Raw genomic sequence first — 17,849 nt, forward strand, 5'->3', positions numbered from 1 at the left:
TTCGTGTCGCAACGAGCTGGGAGATATGCTCGCCAGCTGTTGTAGTTTGTTTTCCCCCACCTAAAGAGGTGGAGGACATCTTAAAGCTCGTTATAACTTCCCCGAAGCCTTGCCCATGAATTTTTCCTTCATTACAGCGAAGCGCTCATGGGTGCCCGAACCTATTTCTTCCTTGTCATCAAAGGCCTTCACGGAAAAGGTTATCTTTCTGCCATCCACGGCAGTTACCTCCGCTTCTGCCCTTACACTCAGCCCAATAGGAGTTGCAGCCTTGTGCTGAACATCAAGGGATATGCCAACGGTGGTCCAGCCATCTGCCAACAATGGTTCCAGGGCCTCTGTTGCTGCCTTTTCCATAAGACAGGTCATGGCGGGGGTGGCATATACCTCCAGACTGCCGCTGCCCATGGTTTTGGCGGTATTTTTAGCTGAAACCTCTTCTGTCACCACATTTCTTAGTCCCACCTTAATTTCTTCCCTTGTAAAATCCATTACAAAACACCTCTCTTGCTTGTAATTTAAAAAAAGAAAAGCTGTGACGAAATAAAATCATTTCATCACAGCCTAAATACTATATTAATCAGCAAAAACCGGATCGGATGGCTTGAAGGTCATCTCACTGCGGCCCTTGAATATACCGCCGTCCTCAATCTTGAGGCTGCCAACCTTCACGTCACCAATGAGCTTGCCGGTGGAAGAGATGGACAAACCATTTTCAATGGTTGCATTACCCTCAACCTGGCCGGAAACCATCAGCTCCGGTGCCACAATGTCACCCTTTACAAGGCCATTCTCGCCAATGATAATGTTGCCGGAAACAGTCACAGAGCCTTCAACAGTGCCATCAATACGGAGATTGCTGCTGCCGTTGATTTCACCCTTGATGATGGTATTGATACCGATAATGGTCTCAATATCGTTTCCCTTTGAATTGTCAAACTGATTCTTTAAGCTACCAAACATAGTCTGTCTCCTTACCTAACAATCATTATCTAATATAGCCCGATGGATTTACCAGCTGGCCGTTAACTCTGATCTCATAATGAACGTGAGGACCCGTGCTGAAGCCGGTGCTGCCCATATAGGCAATAACCTGCCCACGCTTAACGTGGTCACCTGCACTTACTACAACCTGCTGTGCATGGCCATATCTCGTCATATACCCGTTGCCATGATCAATGTCCACCATGTTGCCATAGCCGCCGGAATTCCAGCCAGCAGTGGTAACAATGCCATCAGCTGTGGCCACAATAGGAGTACCATAATCATCAGCAATATCGATACCAGGATGGAAATCACTGCCACCCCATCTCATACCAAATGGGGAACTGATATCACCGGTTGATGGCCAGATGGACGGAGTGGAAGCATTAATGCTCTCCATCTGCTGAATCTGACGATGCTGCTCGTTTAAAATATCTCTCAGCATGGTAAGGCTGGCCTTGCGCTTTGCAATACGCTTTTCCACATCGTTAAGGGCATTGCTTACATCATTCACGTCAAGCTGCTTGTATGGGCCGCCCTGGCCGTTGTGGCTGCCATCACTATTATTGCTGTTTTCATCGCCCAATTCATCCCCGGCAACACCGGAAAGCTGGCGAATTTCTTTCTCTATCTGGCCTAACTGCTCGATTTCATCCTGAAGGTTGGTGGCCTTCTTGGACAGCTCCAGAAGCTGCTCCTGCTGCAGAGTATTTGCTTCCTTGAGCTTTTCGATCTGTGAGGCTTCATTTCTCAGGGAGTAGCTGCTGTATACGGAGTAACTGAAGGCACCCACCATCAGCACCACAACTGTCAAAGCAGAGAACAGGGCATATTTAATCCACTGCATTGGCAAATGAACGCTATGCACATCAGACCCCTGATGAGGAATAACCTTGATGGTATATTCGCGATTATCCACACTGTTTCCTTTCTTATCCAATGAAAATCCTCCAAACAATTTCTACACACAAAAAAAGACTCTATAGCTTGAGTATTATACCATAGAGTCTGGTGTTTTTCCAAGGGTAAAAATGATTAATTTTTTAGCGCTGGGCCATAGCCTGTTTCAGGGCTTCTTCTTCCTCATCTGTCATCTGATAGTTGGATTTTCCGGCGATAATTGGTTTTACATAGCTACGGGAATCCTCACGGGCAAAGATGCTGGACAAAACAACACCATTGTCATCGGAATCCAGCATGGCCACTGCATAGCTAAGGTCACTGCCCATATCCTCAAAGGCTCTGAAGCGTACCACAGCCACCTTGGTAATGGCCTTCTGAAGCAGTGCACGGATATCCTCAATATCCTTCTTTATCTGCTGGTTTTCCTCGGACACAGCCTTGGCATCGTCCACACAGCCGATAATGAGACGTTCAAGGTTGGTTCCGTCCACGCCGGTCATCATCTTCTTGTAGCGCTTCTTCATATAATTAAGATTGTACATAACATTAATCATCATGAGATACATGATAATCATCAGAACCCCAAGCCCGGCCACCATGTAGCTGAGATTGTTGACCACAAATTTCATAATTTCGGTATTATCCATCTTATAAAAAACTCCTCATTTTTTCATATTATACGTTGAATTTGCCCGTGGTGGAATATTCTCTGAGTTTTTTCAGCTTTTCAGCCGTATCCTGAACCTTTGCCTTTTCCGTCAAGAGTTCAAGGATACGTTCCAGATCCTCCTGGGAGGCAAAATCGATTTCCAGCTTTTTCTTCTTGCCGCTGTCCTTAATGCGAACTGATGTGCCAAAAATCATTTTCAGCTTGTCCTCGGCATCCAAAATAAACAGGCGGGCGGGATCAGTGTCTTCTCCCTTTGTGTCCACCGGCTTCTCGTCAAAATAATCAGGATGCTTCAAAAGCTGTTTAACCAGAGCCTCTGCCTTTCTAACAGACAAGTCATTGTCTATTATAAAGGTTGCGGCCTTTTCTTGCAAATTCAGGTCCTCAAGAGCCAAAAGCGGCTTTGCCTGGCCCATGGAAATCTTGCCATCCACCAGCAATGTCTGAATCTTATCAGACAGCTTCAAAAGGCGGAGGAAATTGGCAATATGGGAACGGCTGCGGCCCACCTTCTTGGAAAGCATATCCTGGGTAAGACCGTAATCAGAGAGAAGATGCTGATAGGCATGAGCTTCTTCAACTGGATTCAGGTTTTCACGCTGAATGTTTTCAATAAGGGCAATCTCCGTCATCTGGGCATCGTTATATTCCTTGATAATGGCAGGAATTGTTTTCTTTCCCGCCAGCTTGGAGGCCCGAAGACGTCTTTCACCGGCAATAAGCTCGTAGCCCTTGGCTGTTTTTCTCACAATTATAGGCTGGATAACACCATATTCCTTAATGGAATCCTGAAGTGCATTCAGTGCATCCTGGTCAAATTCAGTACGTGGCTGATTTGGATTAACCTTTATTTTGCTTATATCTATTTCCTGTGGTGAACCCACTGGAGCCTGTGCCCCTTTATCAATTTCATTTGTCTTTGCAGCCTTTGGCTGTACCTTTTTTTCTTCAGGCGTATTTACAGACTGAGTAACAGTAGAACTGCCAAGGCCCAAGGCTCCAAGACCGCGGCCAAGGCCGCCTTTTTTCTTAGCCATTATTAATTACCTCCTGCGCAAGGTCCATATATGCCTGTGCCCCCTTGGATGAAGGGTCATATGCAAAAATTGGGCAGCCATAGGAAGGTGCCTCACTAAGCCTTACGTTCCGTGGAATAGTAGTATTGTAAACCTTTTCCCCGATGTGATTGCGTACCTCTTCCTCCACCTGCTGGGAGAGGTTGGTACGGGAATCATACATGGTGAGGACAACACCCTCAATGTAAAGATTTACATTTATGTTTGACTTAATCATCTCAACGGTATTAAGGAGCTGGGACAATCCCTCCAGAGCGTAGAACTCACACTGCAAAGGAATCAGTACAGAATCAGCTGCCGCCAAAGAATTCAGTGTAAGAAATCCAAGGGATGGAGGACAGTCGATGATAATATAGTCATAATTATCCTTCACTGTGTTAATGGCCCTTTGCAGTCTGTACTCCCTGTTTTCCAGTGAAGCAATCTCAATTTCAGCCCCGGCCAGGCCAATCTGGGAAGGAACAATATCTATCTTGTATTCGGTGGGCAATATAATATCGGAAATATTCCAGTCATTAATGATAACATCATAGATACTGGACTCCAAATATTGCTTGCTTATACCAAAGCCACTTGTTGCGTTTCCCTGGGGATCGCAATCTACCAGTAATACTTTCTTTCCTTTTTCTGCCAAAGCTGCACTGAGGCTGACTGAGGTTGTAGTCTTTCCTACGCCGCCCTTCTGATTTGCAACTGCAATTACCTTGCCCATTTGCTCACCGACCTTATTATACAATGTAAAAAAATTATTCTCGTTTTTCGTACTTATATATTGTACCATTAATGGATATTTTTTTCGATATGAAAAATAATTGTTTTTTATTTTTCTTCATGGCAAAATAAAATGAGACTTCCAAAATGTTTCACGTGAAACATTCTGAATGATGAGGTGATAATATGGCAATATTCAACTCGCCATTTTTTGAAATAGATAAGTCAGAAACGAAACGCTATGCCGGTCTCAGAAAATCCGATTTTGATGAGAAGCTTATTGATGAAGCCTGTGATCTGGCAAGGCTGATTATTCATCCCACGGGAAATTGGGAAATATATGATTATGATGACAAGACCCAGACCATCGCTTCCACTCCCCCATTTCATATTGAAGGGGAATCCATCAAGAAACATCTCATGGGCTGTGACAAGGTAGTGCTGCTGGCCGCCACTGTGGGACAGGAAATAGAAGATAAAATTACCTCTTTATTTAAGGAAGGAAAATATGCACTTTCCCTGATTCTTGATGCTGCTGCAACTTCGGCTGTAGAGCAAAACGCAGATTTGATGGAAAAGGCTATCTTTGAAAAGATTTCCCGTCAGGGGTATAAAATGAAATGGCGATTCAGCCCCGGTTATGGAGATTGGCCTATTGAACAGCAGCCAGAAATGATCCGCACCTCCAAGGCTGAAACAATAGGTGTCCATCTCACTGAATCCCTTATGCTGGAACCACGTAAATCCATCACTGCAATTATAGGCCTATATATAATAGAAGAAAGTTGCACAAATGAGGCAGAAAAACATAACTGTGAGGCCTGTGATAAAACCCACTGCCTTGCTAGGAAATAAACTTGCGTGCAAGGCCTGCAAAATGTATACTTTCATTATGAAAGTTTAAAGAGTAAACAACCAGAGGGCAACCCTTCGGCTTCAGCCCGACGTTGCAATCGCCATGCACAATATATTCGACATACTACTTGGCGGTAGGACCGTGCTAACATCCAGCCATCAAGAAATGTCGTGCCCATGGCTCGCCTTCGGCAAGCAACTCTGGGCTTCCAGGCGAAGAATTACCCTCTGGTCTTTTCACTATCTTACTAAAAAATCTCAAGGACTGATTAAATGATTCATATATTTGACGGTGCCATGGGTACTATTTTACAGCAGAAGGGGCTTCTTCCCCCAGGCTACTGCCCGGAGCTTCTTAATATAGACAAGCCTGAGGAAATTACCGCCGTACATCAGCAATATATTGATGCGGGATCCACTATTGTGGAAACAAATACTTTTGGTGCTTCCCCTCTGAAGCTGGCCCATTATAATCTCAGCGACAGAGCCAGAGAGATTAATATCGCCGCAGTAAAGGCTGCAAGGGTTGCTGCCGGGGATAAGGCAAAAATCGCCGGAAGCATGGGGCCAACAGGCAAATTCATAAAGCCATTGGGAGATCTTGATTTTGAGGATGCCTTCGAAAATTACAAGGTGCAGGCTGCTGCCTTGGCCGAGGGTGGAGCTGATTACATCCTTATTGAGACTTCCATTGATCTTCAGGAAATGAGGGCTGCTCTGCTGGCTGCCAAGGAGGTAACCAACCTTCCTGTTATTTGTCAGCTTTCCTACAGCGAGGATGGCAGAACAGTTACTGGTACAGATCCCCAGACAGCGGCCATAACCCTGGATGCCATGGGTGCAGATATTATTGGTATTAACTGTTCTCTTGGTCCTGAACAGCTGGTGCCAATCGTAAAGATTCTCTCCGAGAATACAGAAAAGCCTATCAGCGTCCAGCCAAATGCAGGTCTGCCACAGCTGGTAAACGGCAAGACTACCTTCCCAATGGGGCCTGAAGATTTTGGAAAATGGGCTCCAAAGCTGGTACAGGCAGGAGCAACATACGTTGGTGGCTGCTGTGGTACCTCCCCTGCCCATATCGGAGCAATAAAAGAGGCTTTAAAGGACGTGGAGGAACCAAAATTTAAGCCACTCCGCCGCAGACTTATGCTGGCCAGCCGCAGTAAAACCGTGGTGGTTGATAAAGAACTTCCAACAGTTTTAATCGGTGAACGCATTAATCCTACAGGCCGCAAAAAACTGGCGGCAGAAATAAAGGACGGTTCATTCCTTTCAGTAAAAAAAGAGGCCATGGATCAGGTGAAGGCCGGAGCCAAGCTCCTTGACGTTAATATGGGCGTTGGTGGAATTGACCAGGCCAAGGCTATGAAAAAGGCCATTACTGAAATATCCCAGCTCACAGACGCTCCACTGGTAATTGATACCAGTGACCCGGAGGTTCTGGAGGCTGGTCTCAGGGCTTATCCCGGCAGAGCATTGATTAACTCTGTAAGTGCAGAAAAAGAAAGACTTCGCACCTTTATTCCATTGGCTATAAAATATGGTGCAGCTATTCTTTGTCTCCCATTAACTGATGATGGCATTCCCCAGACTGCTGAGGAACGCATCAAGGTTATGGACATTATTATTAATGAAGCAAAAAAAGCTGGTCTTAAGGACGGGGATTTTCTTCTGGACGGTCTCGTAATGACTGTGGCTGCTGACCAGTATGCCTGCGGCCATGTATTAGATACCCTCAGATTTTACAGGGAAAAATATGGCTATCCATCCACCATGGGTCTCAGCAATATTTCCTTTGGTTTACCAAACAGACCACTAATAAACAGCACCTTCTTTGCCATGTGTCTTGCCGCAGGGCTTGATGCTCCTATTATGAATCCTTATGACGAGCAGATGCAAAATGCCCTTATGGCCAGTATGGCTCTTTTGGGCAAGGACCCTAATGGCAAGGATTTCAGCACCAACGAAAAGAACCTTTCCGTGCCAAAGAAAGCTGCTGTGGCCAAGGAAGTTGATCTTACTCCTTTGGAAGCAGTAAAACAGGCTGTAATTGACGGTAACGCAGATGCTATGCCGGAGCTTATTGAAAGAGCATTGGCAGACAATATAGATCCAAATGAGCTTACTGAAAAAGCCCTTACTGCAGCCATGAACGATATTGGCGTTGATTTTGGTGCGGGACGTGTATTCCTGCCACAGGTGCTTCTCTCTGCTGAAGCCATGCGCAGCGCCTTTAATATCCTTAAGGCAAAATATCCTGCCAAAGAGGGTGAGGGAAAGGGCACAGTGGTACTGGCCACCGTTAAGGGTGATGTCCATGACTTGGGCAAGAATATCGTGGGGGCACTGCTGGAAAACAGTGGTTTTAACCTTATTGACCTTGGCAAGGACGTGCCGGCAGAGGAAATTGTGGCCACTGCCATAAAAAATGATGCGGATATTGTGGGACTGTGTGCATTGATGACTACCACCATGACAGAAATCGATGAGGTAATCCGCCAGTTAAAGGAAAGCGGAAATACCTCCAAGGTCATAGTTGGTGGTGCGGCCCTGACCCAAGATTATGCAGATGAAGCCGGTGCAGACTACTACGCCCAGGACGCAGTAATAGCGTTAAACATTGCCAATGATATAATTTCTAAATAATAAGGTATCGGGTGGCATGGGATAAGGACTTCCCCCTATCCCATGACATGACCCGTATAAAATTTTATGTAAATTGTTTCACGTGAAACAATCTCCAAATGAAATACCCTGCTCAAAAATCTGAGCAGGGTATTTTATATACAGTATACTTAATTCTTTATTCTTAGTGGTGGAACAGACGGATGTGGGTGAAGGCCATGGTAATTCCATATTTATCCGCAGTCTCAATTACATTATCATCACGGATGGAGCCGCCGGCCTGTGCAATAAACTCAACGCCGCTCTTATGGGCACGCTCCACATTATCCCCAAATGGGAAAAAGGCATCGGAACCAAGTGCCACACCGCTGATGGTCTTTAAGTAAGCTTTCTTTTCCTCTCTTGTAAGAGGCTCAGGCTTTTCGGTGAATACACGCTTCCAGTCATCGGTCTCCAGCAGGTCCTCCCACTCCTCACCGATATACACATCAATAGCATTATCACGGTCAGGACGGCGAACCTCATCCTTAAATGGCAGTGCCAAAACCTTTGGATGCTGGCGGAGATGCCAAACATCAGCCTTGTTGCCTGCCAGACGTGTACAATGTACACGGGACTGCTGGCCAGCTCCAATACCAATGGCCTGCCCATCCTTGGCATAGCATACGGAATTGGACTGGGTGTATTTAAGAGTAATCAATGCAATAAGAAGATCGCGCTTTGCTGCATCAGTGAAGCTCTTGGACTTGGTTGGGATTTCCTTCAGGCAATCATCTGTGATTTCCACATCGTTGCGCTTCTGCTCGAAGGTAATGCCAAATACTTCCTTCTGCTCCAGCTCGGCAGGCTTGAAATTTGGATCCATCTGAAGCACAAGATAAGTTCCCTTGCGCTTGGTCTTTAAGATTTCAAGAGCCTCTGCAGAATAGGATGGTGCAATAATGCCGTCGGAAACCTCTCTTGCCAAGAAGGAAGCAGTCTGGGCATCACATTCATCGGAAAGAGCCACAAAATCACCGTAGGATGACATGCGGTCTGCACCTCTGGCCCTGATGTAGGCAGTGGCAATAGGAGAAAGCTCAATGCCCTCCACGAAGTAAACCTTCTGAAGAATTTCTGGTAATGGGGCAGCAACTGCAGCACCGGCCGGGCTAACGTGCTTAAAGGATGCTGCTGCAGGAAGGCCTGTGGCCTGCTTCAGTTCCTGAACCAGCTGCCAGCTGTTCATGGCATCCAGCAAATTAATATAGCCTGGCTTGCCATTTAATACTGTAAAAGGAATATCCCCATTCTTTACAAATACACGGGCAGGTTTCTGATTAGGATTACAACCATACTTTAATTCTAATTCTTGCATCTTTTTACTCCTTTATTTAATTTATCAACTGCGCTATAATTAGTTCAAAGGCGTAACTTATACGCCATCATTACAGCCACGAATTTACTGTATCATCAGTATGTTTTTTTGTCAATTCTAAAACTTACAGGGGGTATATATATGTTAAAAAGCATCGGCGTTTTAACCAGCGGCGGCGACAGCCCTGGTATGAATGCAGCTCTCCGTGCAGTTGTACGTACTGCTCTCTTTGAAGGGGTAAAGGTTTGGGGCATTTACAACGGCTATCGGGGACTTCTGGATGAGGAAATGGAGGAAATGACTTCCCGCAGCGTAAGTGATATTATTCAGCGTGGTGGCACTATTCTGGGTACAGCCCGCTGCAAGCGCTTTATGACAGAGGAAGGCCGTAGGCTGGCCTACGAAAACATGAAGAAGCGCGGCATTGAGGGTCTGGTAATTATCGGCGGTGACGGCAGTCTCCGTGGTGCTACCCAGCTCAGTCTTGAGACAGGTGTGCCTATTGTGGGACTTCCTGGTACCATCGACAATGACGTATGGGGCACTGATTATACCATTGGCTCCGATACTGCAGCCAACACCATCATTGATGCCATCAACAAGCTCCGTGACACTGCCTCCTCCCATAACCGTATTGCAGTGGTTGAGGTAATGGGCCGTCACTGTGGTTGGCTGGCCATGCTGGCTGGTATTGCCGGCGGTGCAGAATTTATTCTGGTGCCGGAGGAAGAATATAACCTTGATGATATTTGTGCGGGTATTATAAAGTCCTACGAACAGGGCCGCCGTTATTCCCTCATAGTTGTTGCTGAGGGTGTTGGCAGCTCCCTTGATATCGGCAAATACATTGAAGAAAAGACCAATATGGATGTCCGTGTGTCCGTACTTGGCCATATTCAGCGTGGCGGTTCCCCATCTGTTCAGGACCGTGTTAAGGCAAGTCAACTTGGTGAAAGGGCAACCCTGGCATTGATTGCCGGCCAGTCCGATGTGGTATTTGGCTTTAATCAGGGCAAGGTTGTGGCCATTGATCTCCACGATGCCATTACCAACAAAAAGAAAATGAGCGAGGAATTTACCCGTTTGGCCAAGCAGCTGAATTAGTTACACCTAACAATTATCCACAAGTTAATCACATTTTCACATTCAATAAAAAAATCCTGTAGAACACTGTAATATCAGCGTTCCACAGGATTTTTTGTTTACTCTCAATAGACTTTTCTATATGTTATCCACAAGTTTATTCACATATTCACAAATGTGTTCGCTTTTTTTGTGGATAATCCCATATTTCTGTGAATATAACATGAAAGCAAGGATAAAATACTGTTAAATCTTGCCCATCTGAATGATTTCCTTCATTACCCTTACAGTAAAGAGGCCTTCAATGATTTCATCAATGGTCTTCCAGGTATTGTTCTCATTGGTCTTGCCGTATTTATCAACCACAGCATGGAAAACCGTATCCTCCACGCTTTCAGGAATCAGAGGCTCCCAATTTTTATGGTCATATTTTCTTTGGGTAACGTTATTATGTGGTCTTCCGCCTTCCACCTCTATTTCACACATGAACTGAATCTTTTTGTTTGGCGGGTCCACCAGATAATGCTCCAGGAAATATCTGGAGTCATCTATCTCAGGACTGTACATATCATGTATAGCATATTCGTAAGGTACCATCTTGACCCAGGCCTCAATAACGTATTTGTCCATGGTATATGGTCTTCTTACCCAGCCTGAATCCTGCTTGTCCAGATAGTAGACATAGTTCTCATCCTCAGCAAACTTGATAAATCTGCTTGGTGCCTTGGACTCTGTATCATCATTGGAAGATGACTTATATCTTTCGGGAGGCTGCTGAACACCACCCTCGGCACTTACAATACTAAAGCTGCATAATATGGATAAAACAGTAAAAAGCAGTATGATACTTTCCTTCACCATAATCACATCCTGTCTGTGTAATTGAAAATTTACCTATCACGTAACACTTCTATAAAAGTTAAGAAAATCCTTCAGTTTTAGAGAGGATTTTTATCAGGAGTACCAGCCTTCCGCGGATAAACCTTTGGGGTGTTCTTTTCTTTCTTTATGTAGATTACAGCCCGCTTGTCATCAAGATCCGGCAGCTTAACTTCCACACATTCTGCAGGGCCACCGCCAAGGACAGACAGAGCCTTCTTGGCAGCTTCAGCTTCTTCGGCAAATTTCATACCCTTCAGGGCAGCAAAGGTGCCATTTTTCTTTACAAAGGGCAGACAATACTCTGCCAATACAGGAAGTCTGGCCACAGCACGGGACACAGCCAAATCAAAGGTCTCACGCAGCTTCTTGTTGCGGGCACCCTCCTCTGCCCGTGCATGAATGCACTGAACATTCTCCAGACCAAGCTCGTCAACCACAGTCTGAAGAAAATTAATTCTCTTATTGAGGGAGTCAAGTAAGGTAAGCTTTATGCCGGGCTGAAAAATCTTCAGGGGAATACCGGGAAATCCGGCCCCGGTACCCACATCAATAACACTGATATCATCCTTGAACCTTCCATCATCCCAGCAGGTCAGTGAATCAATCATGTGCTTGATGGCAACTTCCTTTGGCTCAGTAATGGCTGTAAGATTTATTTTCTCATTCCACTCAATAAGGAGGCGGAAATATTTATCAAACTGATCTATCTGAATCTCATTTAAGGAAATTCCGTATTTATCTGCCGCATCCTTTAAGTATTCCTTAAAGCTCATGTTTTGTCTCCTCTATCCTCTTTTGCTGCTCCAGATATATCATCAGCACGGAAATATCCGCCGGGGATACGCCGGAAATTCTGGCAGCCTGGCCAATGGAAATTGGCCTGATATCAGCCAGCTTTTCCCTGGCCTCGTCACGGAGATTGGCCACATTGTCATAGTCGATGGATTCCGGAATAAGCTTTTCTTCCAGCTTCTTCATTTTCTCCACCTGCTCCAGCTGCTTTTTAATGTATCCCTCGTAGGTTATGGAAATCTCCACCTGCTGCTTTGCTTCCTCATTGATTTCCGGCAGGTCAAAAATTTCCTTCAATTTATCATAATTAATATCAGGGCGCTTCAGCAAATCGTAAAGGCTGATGGTATTGCGTATTTCCTCAATTCCATTATCAGCCAATATTTTCAGTGTCTCCTGATTTGGATTCAGCTTTCTTTCCTTCAAAAAATCAACTGTATCATTAATAACCGCCATCTTCTTTGTAAATCTTTCCCAGCGGTCATCCTTAACAAGGCCCACCTTGCGCCCTAATGGTGTGAGACGCTGATCCGCATTGTCCTGACGGAGAATCAGGCGGTACTCAGCCCTTGAAGTCATAATTCTGTATGGTTCGCTGGTGCCCTTGGTAACCAGATCATCTATAAGCACACCAATATATGCATCAGAACGCTTTAATATCAATGGCTCCTTCCCCTGGACCTTCAAGGCCGCATTAATACCCGCAATAATTCCCTGGGCCGCAGCCTCCTCATAGCCCGAGGTACCATTGGCCTGGCCTGCGGAAAAGAGGCCGGATATTTTCTTAAGCTCCAGAGTTGGCTTCAGCTGCAGGGGATCAAGGCAGTCGTATTCAATGGCATAGCCTGCCCGCATAACCTTGGCATTTTCCAGTCCCGGAATGGTGTGGAGAAAATCAATCTGCACATCCATTGGCAGGGAGGTGGACATACCCTGAACGTATACCTCATTGGTATGAAGTCCCTCAGGCTCCAGAAACAGCTGATGTCTTTCCTTGTCCGGAAATCTGATAAGCTTTGTTTCAATGGAAGGGCAATATCTTGGGCCAATGCCTTTTATAATGCCGTTAGCCATAGGTGCCCTGTCAATATTGTCCATAATAATCTTATGGGTCTGGGCATTAGTATATGTAAGCCAGCAAGGGGTCTGCTCCCTTGTTGTAATATCGCTCATAAAGGAGAAATTACGGGCCTCATCATTGCCCGGCTGAATCTCCATTTTGTCGTAATCCAAAGTTCTGGCATCAACTCTGGCAGGTGTTCCCGTCTTAAAACGCATAAGCTTTATGCCCGCATCAAGAAGGGACTGGGATAGCTTTTCCGCAGAGCGCTGGCCGCTTGGCCCCCCGGAATATGTATGAAGGCCAATAATAATCTGGCCCTTTAAATAAGTGCCAGTGGCCAGAATAGCCGCATCACAGAGATACTGCTCCATATTTTCCGTGATAATGCCCTTTATTTTATTTTCTTCAATAATGAGCTTGTCAATCATCAGCTGCTTAACATCAAGGTTCTCTGTATTTTCACAGACCTCCTTCATGCGGAACTGATAATGCTTCTTGTCCGCCTGGGCCCGGATAGCATGAACAGCAGGTCCCTTGCCGGTGTTCAGCATTCTGAACTGAATACAGGTTTCATCGGCATTTATGCCCATCTGTCCCCCAAGGGCATCCAGCTCCCGCACCAAATGACCCTTGGCCGGGCCACCAACTGATGGATTACACGGCATAAGGGCAATATTGTCCATGCTAAGGGTAGCCAGCAGAGTATTGCATCCCATACGGGCGGAAGCCAATGCTGCCTCCACTCCCGCATGGCCGGCGCCAATTACAATTACATCATATTTTCCAGCTATAAACAGCTTGTCAGTTGCATTTTCCATTTATAAAATACCTCATCCGGCAATTTATTTTCCAATACAGAAATTACTGAATATCTGATCCACAATGTCGTCTTCAATGGTTTCGCCAGTTATTTCCCCCAGCTTTTCCCAGGCACTGCGAAGGTCAATTACAATAAAATCCTCGCTCATGCCAATATCAATGGTATTCAGGGCATCACCCAAAAGATTTGCACTCTGGCGCAGGATTTCCCCCTGACGGGCATCGCACAGGGCCTGACTTTCCATAATTTTGGTATTGCCCCCATAAACTATATCCTTAAGAAGCTGCTCCAGTTGTTCCTGTCCTTCACCGCTCTTGGCAGACATTGGAACGATTCCACGAATTTTGCCGCCCTTGCAGCCCTTTATTTTCTCACTAATAATATCAGAATTTACATCAGCTGATAAGTCCATTTTATTCATTATAACAATGATATTTCCTGGACATTTATCCATTAGCTGAATTATTTCCTCATCCTCGGAGGTCATGGACTCATTGCTGTCAAAAACAGCCAGCACCAGCTCTGCGTCATTGGCATAGGAATATGCCTTTTCCACGCCGATTTTTTCCACTATATCATCAGTATCCCTGATGCCCGCAGTATCAATAAGGCGCAAAGGAATGCCGCCAATATTAACATATTCTTCAATGCTGTCCCGGGTAGTGCCTGGAACATCAGTAACAATGGCCCTCTCCTGGCCCAAAAGAAGGTTCATAATACTGGATTTTCCAGCATTTGGCTTGCCGATAATGGCAGTTTTCAGACCGTCCCTAAGGATAATACCCGTATTGGCAGACTCCAGCATTTTGTTTAACTTATCCTGAAGAAGGGAAATCCTTTCTCTGGTGTCCTCAAAATCCATTCCCTCAATATCATCCTCGGGAAAATCAATGGAGGCCTCCAGATGGGCTATAATGGCCAATATATCATTTCTGAAGCCCTTTATTTTATGGGAAAATCCCCCGGAAAGATGGCTCATGGCCATTTCAAGGGAAGCCTTTGTCTTGGCATTTATAACATCCATTACGGCCTGGGCCTGGCTTAAATCCAGCCTTCCATTTAAGAAGGCCCGCTTTGTAAACTCCCCTGGCTCTGCGGCCCTGGCCCCCATGCGGTATGTAAGGGCCAAAATTTCCCGCATAACAACGCTGCCCCCGTGGCACTGTATTTCCACCACGTCCTCGCAGGTATATGAATTTTGAGCATTCATCACAATACAAATGGCTTCATCTATAATTCTGTCCTGTTCATCAAGAACATGACCGTAAACCGCAGTTCTGAAGCCGTATTCATTCAGGGACTTTGCAGCAAAGGGCCTGAAAATCCTGTTGGCAATGGAAATGGCATTTTCGCCGCTGATTCTTATAATGCCAATACCGCCCTCTCCCGGAGCTGTGGCAATGGCACTGATGGTTTCCTCCATCAAATTTTTCTCCTGCATAAATCCTCCAAATTCATATTTCATAAAATGATAACTTATTCAGATGGGGTTTTAAACTCCACCTGAATTTAGTTGAATTTTACCCAGGGCTTTACTGGTGCTTAACTCCCACCTACAAGGAAGGAGTCTTAGCACCAGTTAGCATCGGACAATATATAGAAAAGGCTGCCCCAAAGGTGAGACAGCCTCAATAGATAATATTTACAAAGAAAAAATTATTCTTCTCTGTCCTTGCGCTCATGATAATCGCGACGGCCGCCACGCTTCAGTTCAATTACAACCTTACGATAAGGCTCATCACCAGAGCTATAGGTAGATACGCGGTAATTATCCTGCAATGCCATGTGAATGATCTTTCTTTCGTGACGATTCATAGGCTCCAGAACAATGCGCTCCCCGGTTCTTCTTACCTTGTCGGCCAATCTCATGGCCAGACGGCGCAGGGTATCCTCACGGCGGCTTCTGTAGTTCTCAATATCGATAATAATGCGAACCTTATTATCGGTGAGACCACGGTTGGCAGCCAGATTTGAAAGGTACTGCAATGAGTCAAGGGTCTGACCATGCTTGCCAATCAGAATACCGAGATTATCCCCAATAAGATTGAAAATCGTGCCATCCTCAGATTCCTTCTTTTCAATCTCAATATCCAGCTTCATAGCCTTAAAGATATCACCAAGGAATTTTTCTGCCTTCTCAATAGGTGAAAGCTCACGAACTACGGCCTTAACCTTTGCGGGCTTGCCACCCAGGAGACCAAGGAAGCCCTTTGTTGGCTCCACAACCTCCACAAACTCCACCAAAGAAGAATCAACACCAAGCTCCTTTAAAGCAGCCTGCTTTGCTTCATCAACTGTTTTACCAGTCATCTCAACTTCTAAAGACATTAAATCAAGCAGCCTCCTTCTTATCCTCATTTCTGAACATATACCACTGCTGAACCATCTGGCAGATATTCATTACTACCCAGTACAGCACGAGACCTGCCGGGAAGTTGATGGAAATATAACCAATAAAGATTGGCATAATGTACATCATCATCTTCATCTGCTGATTTTCCTGGCCATTGACTGACATGGACTGTCTCTGGGCCAAATAAGTGGTCAGGGCTGACAGAAGAGGCAGAATATATGTAGGGTCTGAATCAGATAAGCTGGTCAGCCACAGAAAAGTTGGATCACCGGAATATTCCAATCCATAAAGAGAATAATATACACCCATGAGAATTGGCATTTGTACCAGAAGCGGCAGACAGCCGGCCAGCGGATTAACGCCGGATTCCTGGTAAAGCTCACCCATTTTCTGCTGCATCAGCTGAGGGTTGTTCTTATAATCCTTCTGGATTTTCTTCAATTGTGGCTGAATTTCCTGCATTGCCTTCATGGACTTGATCTGCTTTGCATTTAAGGGATAAAGGCAAAGCTTAACGCAGATAGTCATGAGAATGATGGCAACGCCATAGCTTGGAAATCCTGCCATTTCGGTAATGCCGTAGAAACCGCCCATAATAACACGAAACAGCTCTACAACAGGCTCAAATGCCGATGCTAAAAAATCCAATTTAACACATCCTAATTTCTACAGTTAAAACTGTCAAAAAAATAAAATCCTATTTTACGGAACCGGATCATATCCACCTTTATGAAATGGATGGCAGCGAAGAATCCTCTTTACTGCCAGATATCCACCCTTCACGGGTCCGTATTTTTCAATAGCAATCATCGCATATTCCGAACAGGTGGGAACATAGCGACAGGAAGGCGGCTTAAGTGGTGAAATATACGAGCGGTAAAACTCAATCGTGAACAACATGAATTTCTTCACCAATTATTCTCATCTCCCAAAAATTTCGGCCTTTCTGCCCAAATTGAGAAAAGCCTTTTCGACAACATGGTATTTAACTTCCACAGCTGGTTTTCTGCCAACCAGGAGAATACAAATATCCTTTTTGATATCCTGCTGGTGCAACCGGTAACACTCCCGCATAAGACGCTTGACTCTATTACGCGCAACTGCGTTGCCAAGTTTTTTTCCGGCAGCAAAGCCAACCTTGTCCTCCAGCCCGCTTGCTGTAAAGACATACAATACTAAGTACCTGTTTGCATAGGATTTCCCAAAACGGTGGACCTTTTGAAAATCGTTCCTACGACGCAGGATCCGACTTTTAGGCAACTTGTACATGGCAAAATCCTCATTTCAGCAAATAGAACATAGAACCAGATATATACCTCATATTTTGTGGGTATAACTGGTTCTATAGAGAAAAATAGGCCACCGAAGTGACCATTTTATTAAGCTGAAATCTTCTTTCTGCCTCTGGCGCGTCTTCTTGCCAAAACCTGACGGCCACCCTTAGTCTTCATACGCTCACGGAAACCATGAGTCTTCTTCTTCCAATGATTATTAGGCTGATAAGTCTGCTTCAATGCTGGCACCTCCTTATATATTTACGAGCAAAATACTCGGTCAAACCGCAATTACACATAGTCCTTGGATTTTAACTAACAAGATTATAGACCAGGGGTTATTACAGTGTCAAGAAAAAATACTAGGCAGGCTGGGTATAAGTCTGGATTTTTGTGGA

At 45.2% G+C, this 17,849-nt stretch carries 19 protein-coding genes; 3 read left to right on the forward strand and 16 right to left on the reverse strand.

Going from position 1 to position 17,849, the window contains the following annotated elements:
• Positions 1 to 90: 90 nt before the first annotated feature.
• The 6 genes from T525_RS0102035 to T525_RS0102060 form a co-directional block, all read right to left on the reverse strand.
• Entirely contained in the window at positions 91 to 492 is a 402-nt protein-coding gene (locus tag T525_RS0102035) for a thioesterase family protein (protein ID WP_027405811.1), read from the reverse strand.
• Between the two features lie 84 nt (positions 493 to 576).
• On the reverse strand, positions 577 to 963 hold the full coding sequence (locus tag T525_RS13905) for a polymer-forming cytoskeletal protein (RefSeq protein WP_037324891.1): 387 nt from the start codon (positions 961 to 963) through the stop codon (positions 577 to 579).
• A gap of 25 nt (positions 964 to 988) precedes the next feature.
• Entirely contained in the window at positions 989 to 1,924 is a 936-nt protein-coding gene (locus tag T525_RS0102045; protein WP_027405812.1) for a M23 family metallopeptidase, read from the reverse strand.
• 103 nt (positions 1,925 to 2,027) lie between these two features.
• Positions 2,028 to 2,534 (reverse strand): DUF4446 family protein, encoded by a 507-nt coding sequence (locus tag T525_RS0102050; protein ID WP_027405813.1) that lies wholly within the window; start codon positions 2,532 to 2,534, stop codon positions 2,028 to 2,030.
• A gap of 28 nt (positions 2,535 to 2,562) precedes the next feature.
• Positions 2,563 to 3,594 carry a ParB/RepB/Spo0J family partition protein gene (locus T525_RS0102055; protein WP_051533342.1) on the reverse strand — a complete coding sequence of 344 codons (1,032 nt, stop codon included), beginning with the start codon at positions 3,592 to 3,594 and terminating at the stop codon, positions 2,563 to 2,565.
• A complete protein-coding gene (locus tag T525_RS0102060; RefSeq protein ID WP_027405815.1) occupies positions 3,587 to 4,345 on the reverse strand; it encodes a ParA family protein in 759 nt (252 codons plus the stop codon). Before T525_RS0102060 ends, T525_RS0102055 begins: the two co-directional genes overlap by 8 nt.
• Before the next feature lie 185 nt (positions 4,346 to 4,530).
• Here T525_RS0102060 and T525_RS0102065 point away from each other — a divergent pair, with 185 nt between their 5' ends.
• Positions 4,531 to 5,199: a vitamin B12 dependent-methionine synthase activation domain-containing protein gene (locus tag T525_RS0102065; RefSeq protein ID WP_027405816.1), complete on the forward strand. Its 669-nt coding sequence runs from the start codon at positions 4,531 to 4,533 to the stop codon at positions 5,197 to 5,199.
• A 273-nt stretch (positions 5,200 to 5,472) separates the two neighbouring features.
• On the forward strand, positions 5,473 to 7,848 hold the full coding sequence (locus tag T525_RS0102070) for a homocysteine S-methyltransferase family protein (protein WP_027405817.1): 2,376 nt from the start codon (positions 5,473 to 5,475) through the stop codon (positions 7,846 to 7,848).
• A 163-nt stretch (positions 7,849 to 8,011) separates the two neighbouring features.
• Here the strand turns inward: T525_RS0102070 and T525_RS0102075 are convergent, their stop codons facing one another.
• On the reverse strand, positions 8,012 to 9,184 hold the full coding sequence (locus tag T525_RS0102075; protein WP_027405818.1) for a phosphoribosylaminoimidazolecarboxamide formyltransferase: 1,173 nt from the start codon (positions 9,182 to 9,184) through the stop codon (positions 8,012 to 8,014).
• 141 nt (positions 9,185 to 9,325) lie between these two features.
• On the opposite strand from T525_RS0102075, the gene pfkA reads away from it, so the two are divergent.
• Positions 9,326 to 10,288, forward strand: coding sequence for a 6-phosphofructokinase (gene pfkA / locus T525_RS0102080; RefSeq protein ID WP_027405819.1), 963 nt, complete (start codon positions 9,326 to 9,328; stop codon positions 10,286 to 10,288).
• Between the two features lie 225 nt (positions 10,289 to 10,513).
• On the opposite strand, the gene T525_RS15425 is transcribed toward pfkA, so the two are convergent.
• The 9 genes from T525_RS15425 to rpmH form a co-directional block, all read right to left on the reverse strand.
• The gene (locus T525_RS15425; protein ID WP_051533343.1) at positions 10,514 to 11,128 is read right to left on the reverse strand and encodes a hypothetical protein; all 615 of its coding nucleotides are present in this window, start codon (positions 11,126 to 11,128) and stop codon (positions 10,514 to 10,516) included.
• Positions 11,129 to 11,205: 77 nt separating this feature from the next.
• Complete coding sequence (rsmG, locus tag T525_RS0102090; RefSeq protein ID WP_027405820.1) at positions 11,206 to 11,922, reverse strand: 16S rRNA (guanine(527)-N(7))-methyltransferase RsmG; 717 nt, start codon at positions 11,920 to 11,922, stop codon at positions 11,206 to 11,208.
• Positions 11,912 to 13,801: a tRNA uridine-5-carboxymethylaminomethyl(34) synthesis enzyme MnmG gene (mnmG, locus tag T525_RS0102095; RefSeq protein ID WP_027405821.1), complete on the reverse strand. Its 1,890-nt coding sequence runs from the start codon at positions 13,799 to 13,801 to the stop codon at positions 11,912 to 11,914. The genes rsmG and mnmG overlap by 11 nt, the downstream gene beginning before the upstream one ends.
• A 45-nt stretch (positions 13,802 to 13,846) precedes the next feature.
• Positions 13,847 to 15,265: a tRNA uridine-5-carboxymethylaminomethyl(34) synthesis GTPase MnmE gene (gene mnmE / locus T525_RS0102100; protein WP_027405822.1), complete on the reverse strand. Its 1,419-nt coding sequence runs from the start codon at positions 15,263 to 15,265 to the stop codon at positions 13,847 to 13,849.
• 215 nt (positions 15,266 to 15,480) lie between these two features.
• On the reverse strand, positions 15,481 to 16,152 hold the full coding sequence (jag, locus tag T525_RS0102105; RefSeq protein WP_027405823.1) for an RNA-binding cell elongation regulator Jag/EloR: 672 nt from the start codon (positions 16,150 to 16,152) through the stop codon (positions 15,481 to 15,483).
• Positions 16,153 to 16,156: 4 nt separating this feature from the next.
• Positions 16,157 to 16,825, reverse strand: coding sequence for a YidC/Oxa1 family membrane protein insertase (locus T525_RS0102110; RefSeq protein ID WP_027405824.1), 669 nt, complete (start codon positions 16,823 to 16,825; stop codon positions 16,157 to 16,159).
• A gap of 54 nt (positions 16,826 to 16,879) precedes the next feature.
• On the reverse strand, positions 16,880 to 17,077 hold the full coding sequence (gene yidD / locus T525_RS15805; RefSeq protein WP_369751926.1) for a membrane protein insertion efficiency factor YidD: 198 nt from the start codon (positions 17,075 to 17,077) through the stop codon (positions 16,880 to 16,882).
• Between the two features lie 21 nt (positions 17,078 to 17,098).
• Positions 17,099 to 17,446 (reverse strand): ribonuclease P protein component, encoded by a 348-nt coding sequence (rnpA, locus tag T525_RS0102115; protein WP_027405825.1) that lies wholly within the window; start codon positions 17,444 to 17,446, stop codon positions 17,099 to 17,101.
• Positions 17,447 to 17,556: 110 nt separating this feature from the next.
• A complete protein-coding gene (gene rpmH, locus T525_RS0102120) occupies positions 17,557 to 17,691 on the reverse strand; it encodes a 50S ribosomal protein L34 (RefSeq protein WP_027396727.1) in 135 nt (44 codons plus the stop codon).
• Between the last annotated feature and the right edge of the window lie 158 nt (positions 17,692 to 17,849).

Origin of the sequence: Anaerovibrio sp. RM50 (assembly GCF_000622005.1) — a bacterium.
Taxonomy (GTDB): domain Bacteria; phylum Bacillota; class Negativicutes; order Selenomonadales; family Selenomonadaceae; genus Anaerovibrio.

What these genes read in the sequence shown, in the direction of transcription:
- T525_RS0102035 (WP_027405811.1), bottom strand. Translation starts at nt 492, where the DNA reads ATGGATTTTACAAGGGAAGAAATTAAGGTGGGACTAAGAAATGTGGTG.
- T525_RS13905 (WP_037324891.1), bottom strand. Translation starts at nt 963, where the DNA reads ATGTTTGGTAGCTTAAAGAATCAGTTTGACAATTCAAAGGGAAACGAT.
- T525_RS0102050 (WP_027405813.1), bottom strand. Translation starts at nt 2,534, where the DNA reads ATGGATAATACCGAAATTATGAAATTTGTGGTCAACAATCTCAGCTAC.
- T525_RS0102055 (WP_051533342.1), bottom strand. Translation starts at nt 3,594, where the DNA reads ATGGCTAAGAAAAAAGGCGGCCTTGGCCGCGGTCTTGGAGCCTTGGGC.
- T525_RS0102060 (WP_027405815.1), bottom strand. Translation starts at nt 4,345, where the DNA reads ATGGGCAAGGTAATTGCAGTTGCAAATCAGAAGGGCGGCGTAGGAAAG.
- T525_RS0102065 (WP_027405816.1), top strand. Translation starts at nt 4,531, where the DNA reads ATGGCAATATTCAACTCGCCATTTTTTGAAATAGATAAGTCAGAAACG.
- T525_RS0102070 (WP_027405817.1), top strand. Translation starts at nt 5,473, where the DNA reads ATGATTCATATATTTGACGGTGCCATGGGTACTATTTTACAGCAGAAG.
- T525_RS0102075 (WP_027405818.1), bottom strand. Translation starts at nt 9,184, where the DNA reads ATGCAAGAATTAGAATTAAAGTATGGTTGTAATCCTAATCAGAAACCT.
- pfkA (WP_027405819.1), top strand. Translation starts at nt 9,326, where the DNA reads ATGTTAAAAAGCATCGGCGTTTTAACCAGCGGCGGCGACAGCCCTGGT.
- T525_RS15425 (WP_051533343.1), bottom strand. Translation starts at nt 11,128, where the DNA reads ATGGTGAAGGAAAGTATCATACTGCTTTTTACTGTTTTATCCATATTA.
- rsmG (WP_027405820.1), bottom strand. Translation starts at nt 11,922, where the DNA reads ATGAGCTTTAAGGAATACTTAAAGGATGCGGCAGATAAATACGGAATT.
- mnmE (WP_027405822.1), bottom strand. Translation starts at nt 15,265, where the DNA reads ATGCAGGAGAAAAATTTGATGGAGGAAACCATCAGTGCCATTGCCACA.
- jag (WP_027405823.1), bottom strand. Translation starts at nt 16,152, where the DNA reads ATGTCTTTAGAAGTTGAGATGACTGGTAAAACAGTTGATGAAGCAAAG.
- yidD (WP_369751926.1), bottom strand. Translation starts at nt 17,077, where the DNA reads ATGTTGTTCACGATTGAGTTTTACCGCTCGTATATTTCACCACTTAAG.
- rnpA (WP_027405825.1), bottom strand. Translation starts at nt 17,446, where the DNA reads ATGTACAAGTTGCCTAAAAGTCGGATCCTGCGTCGTAGGAACGATTTT.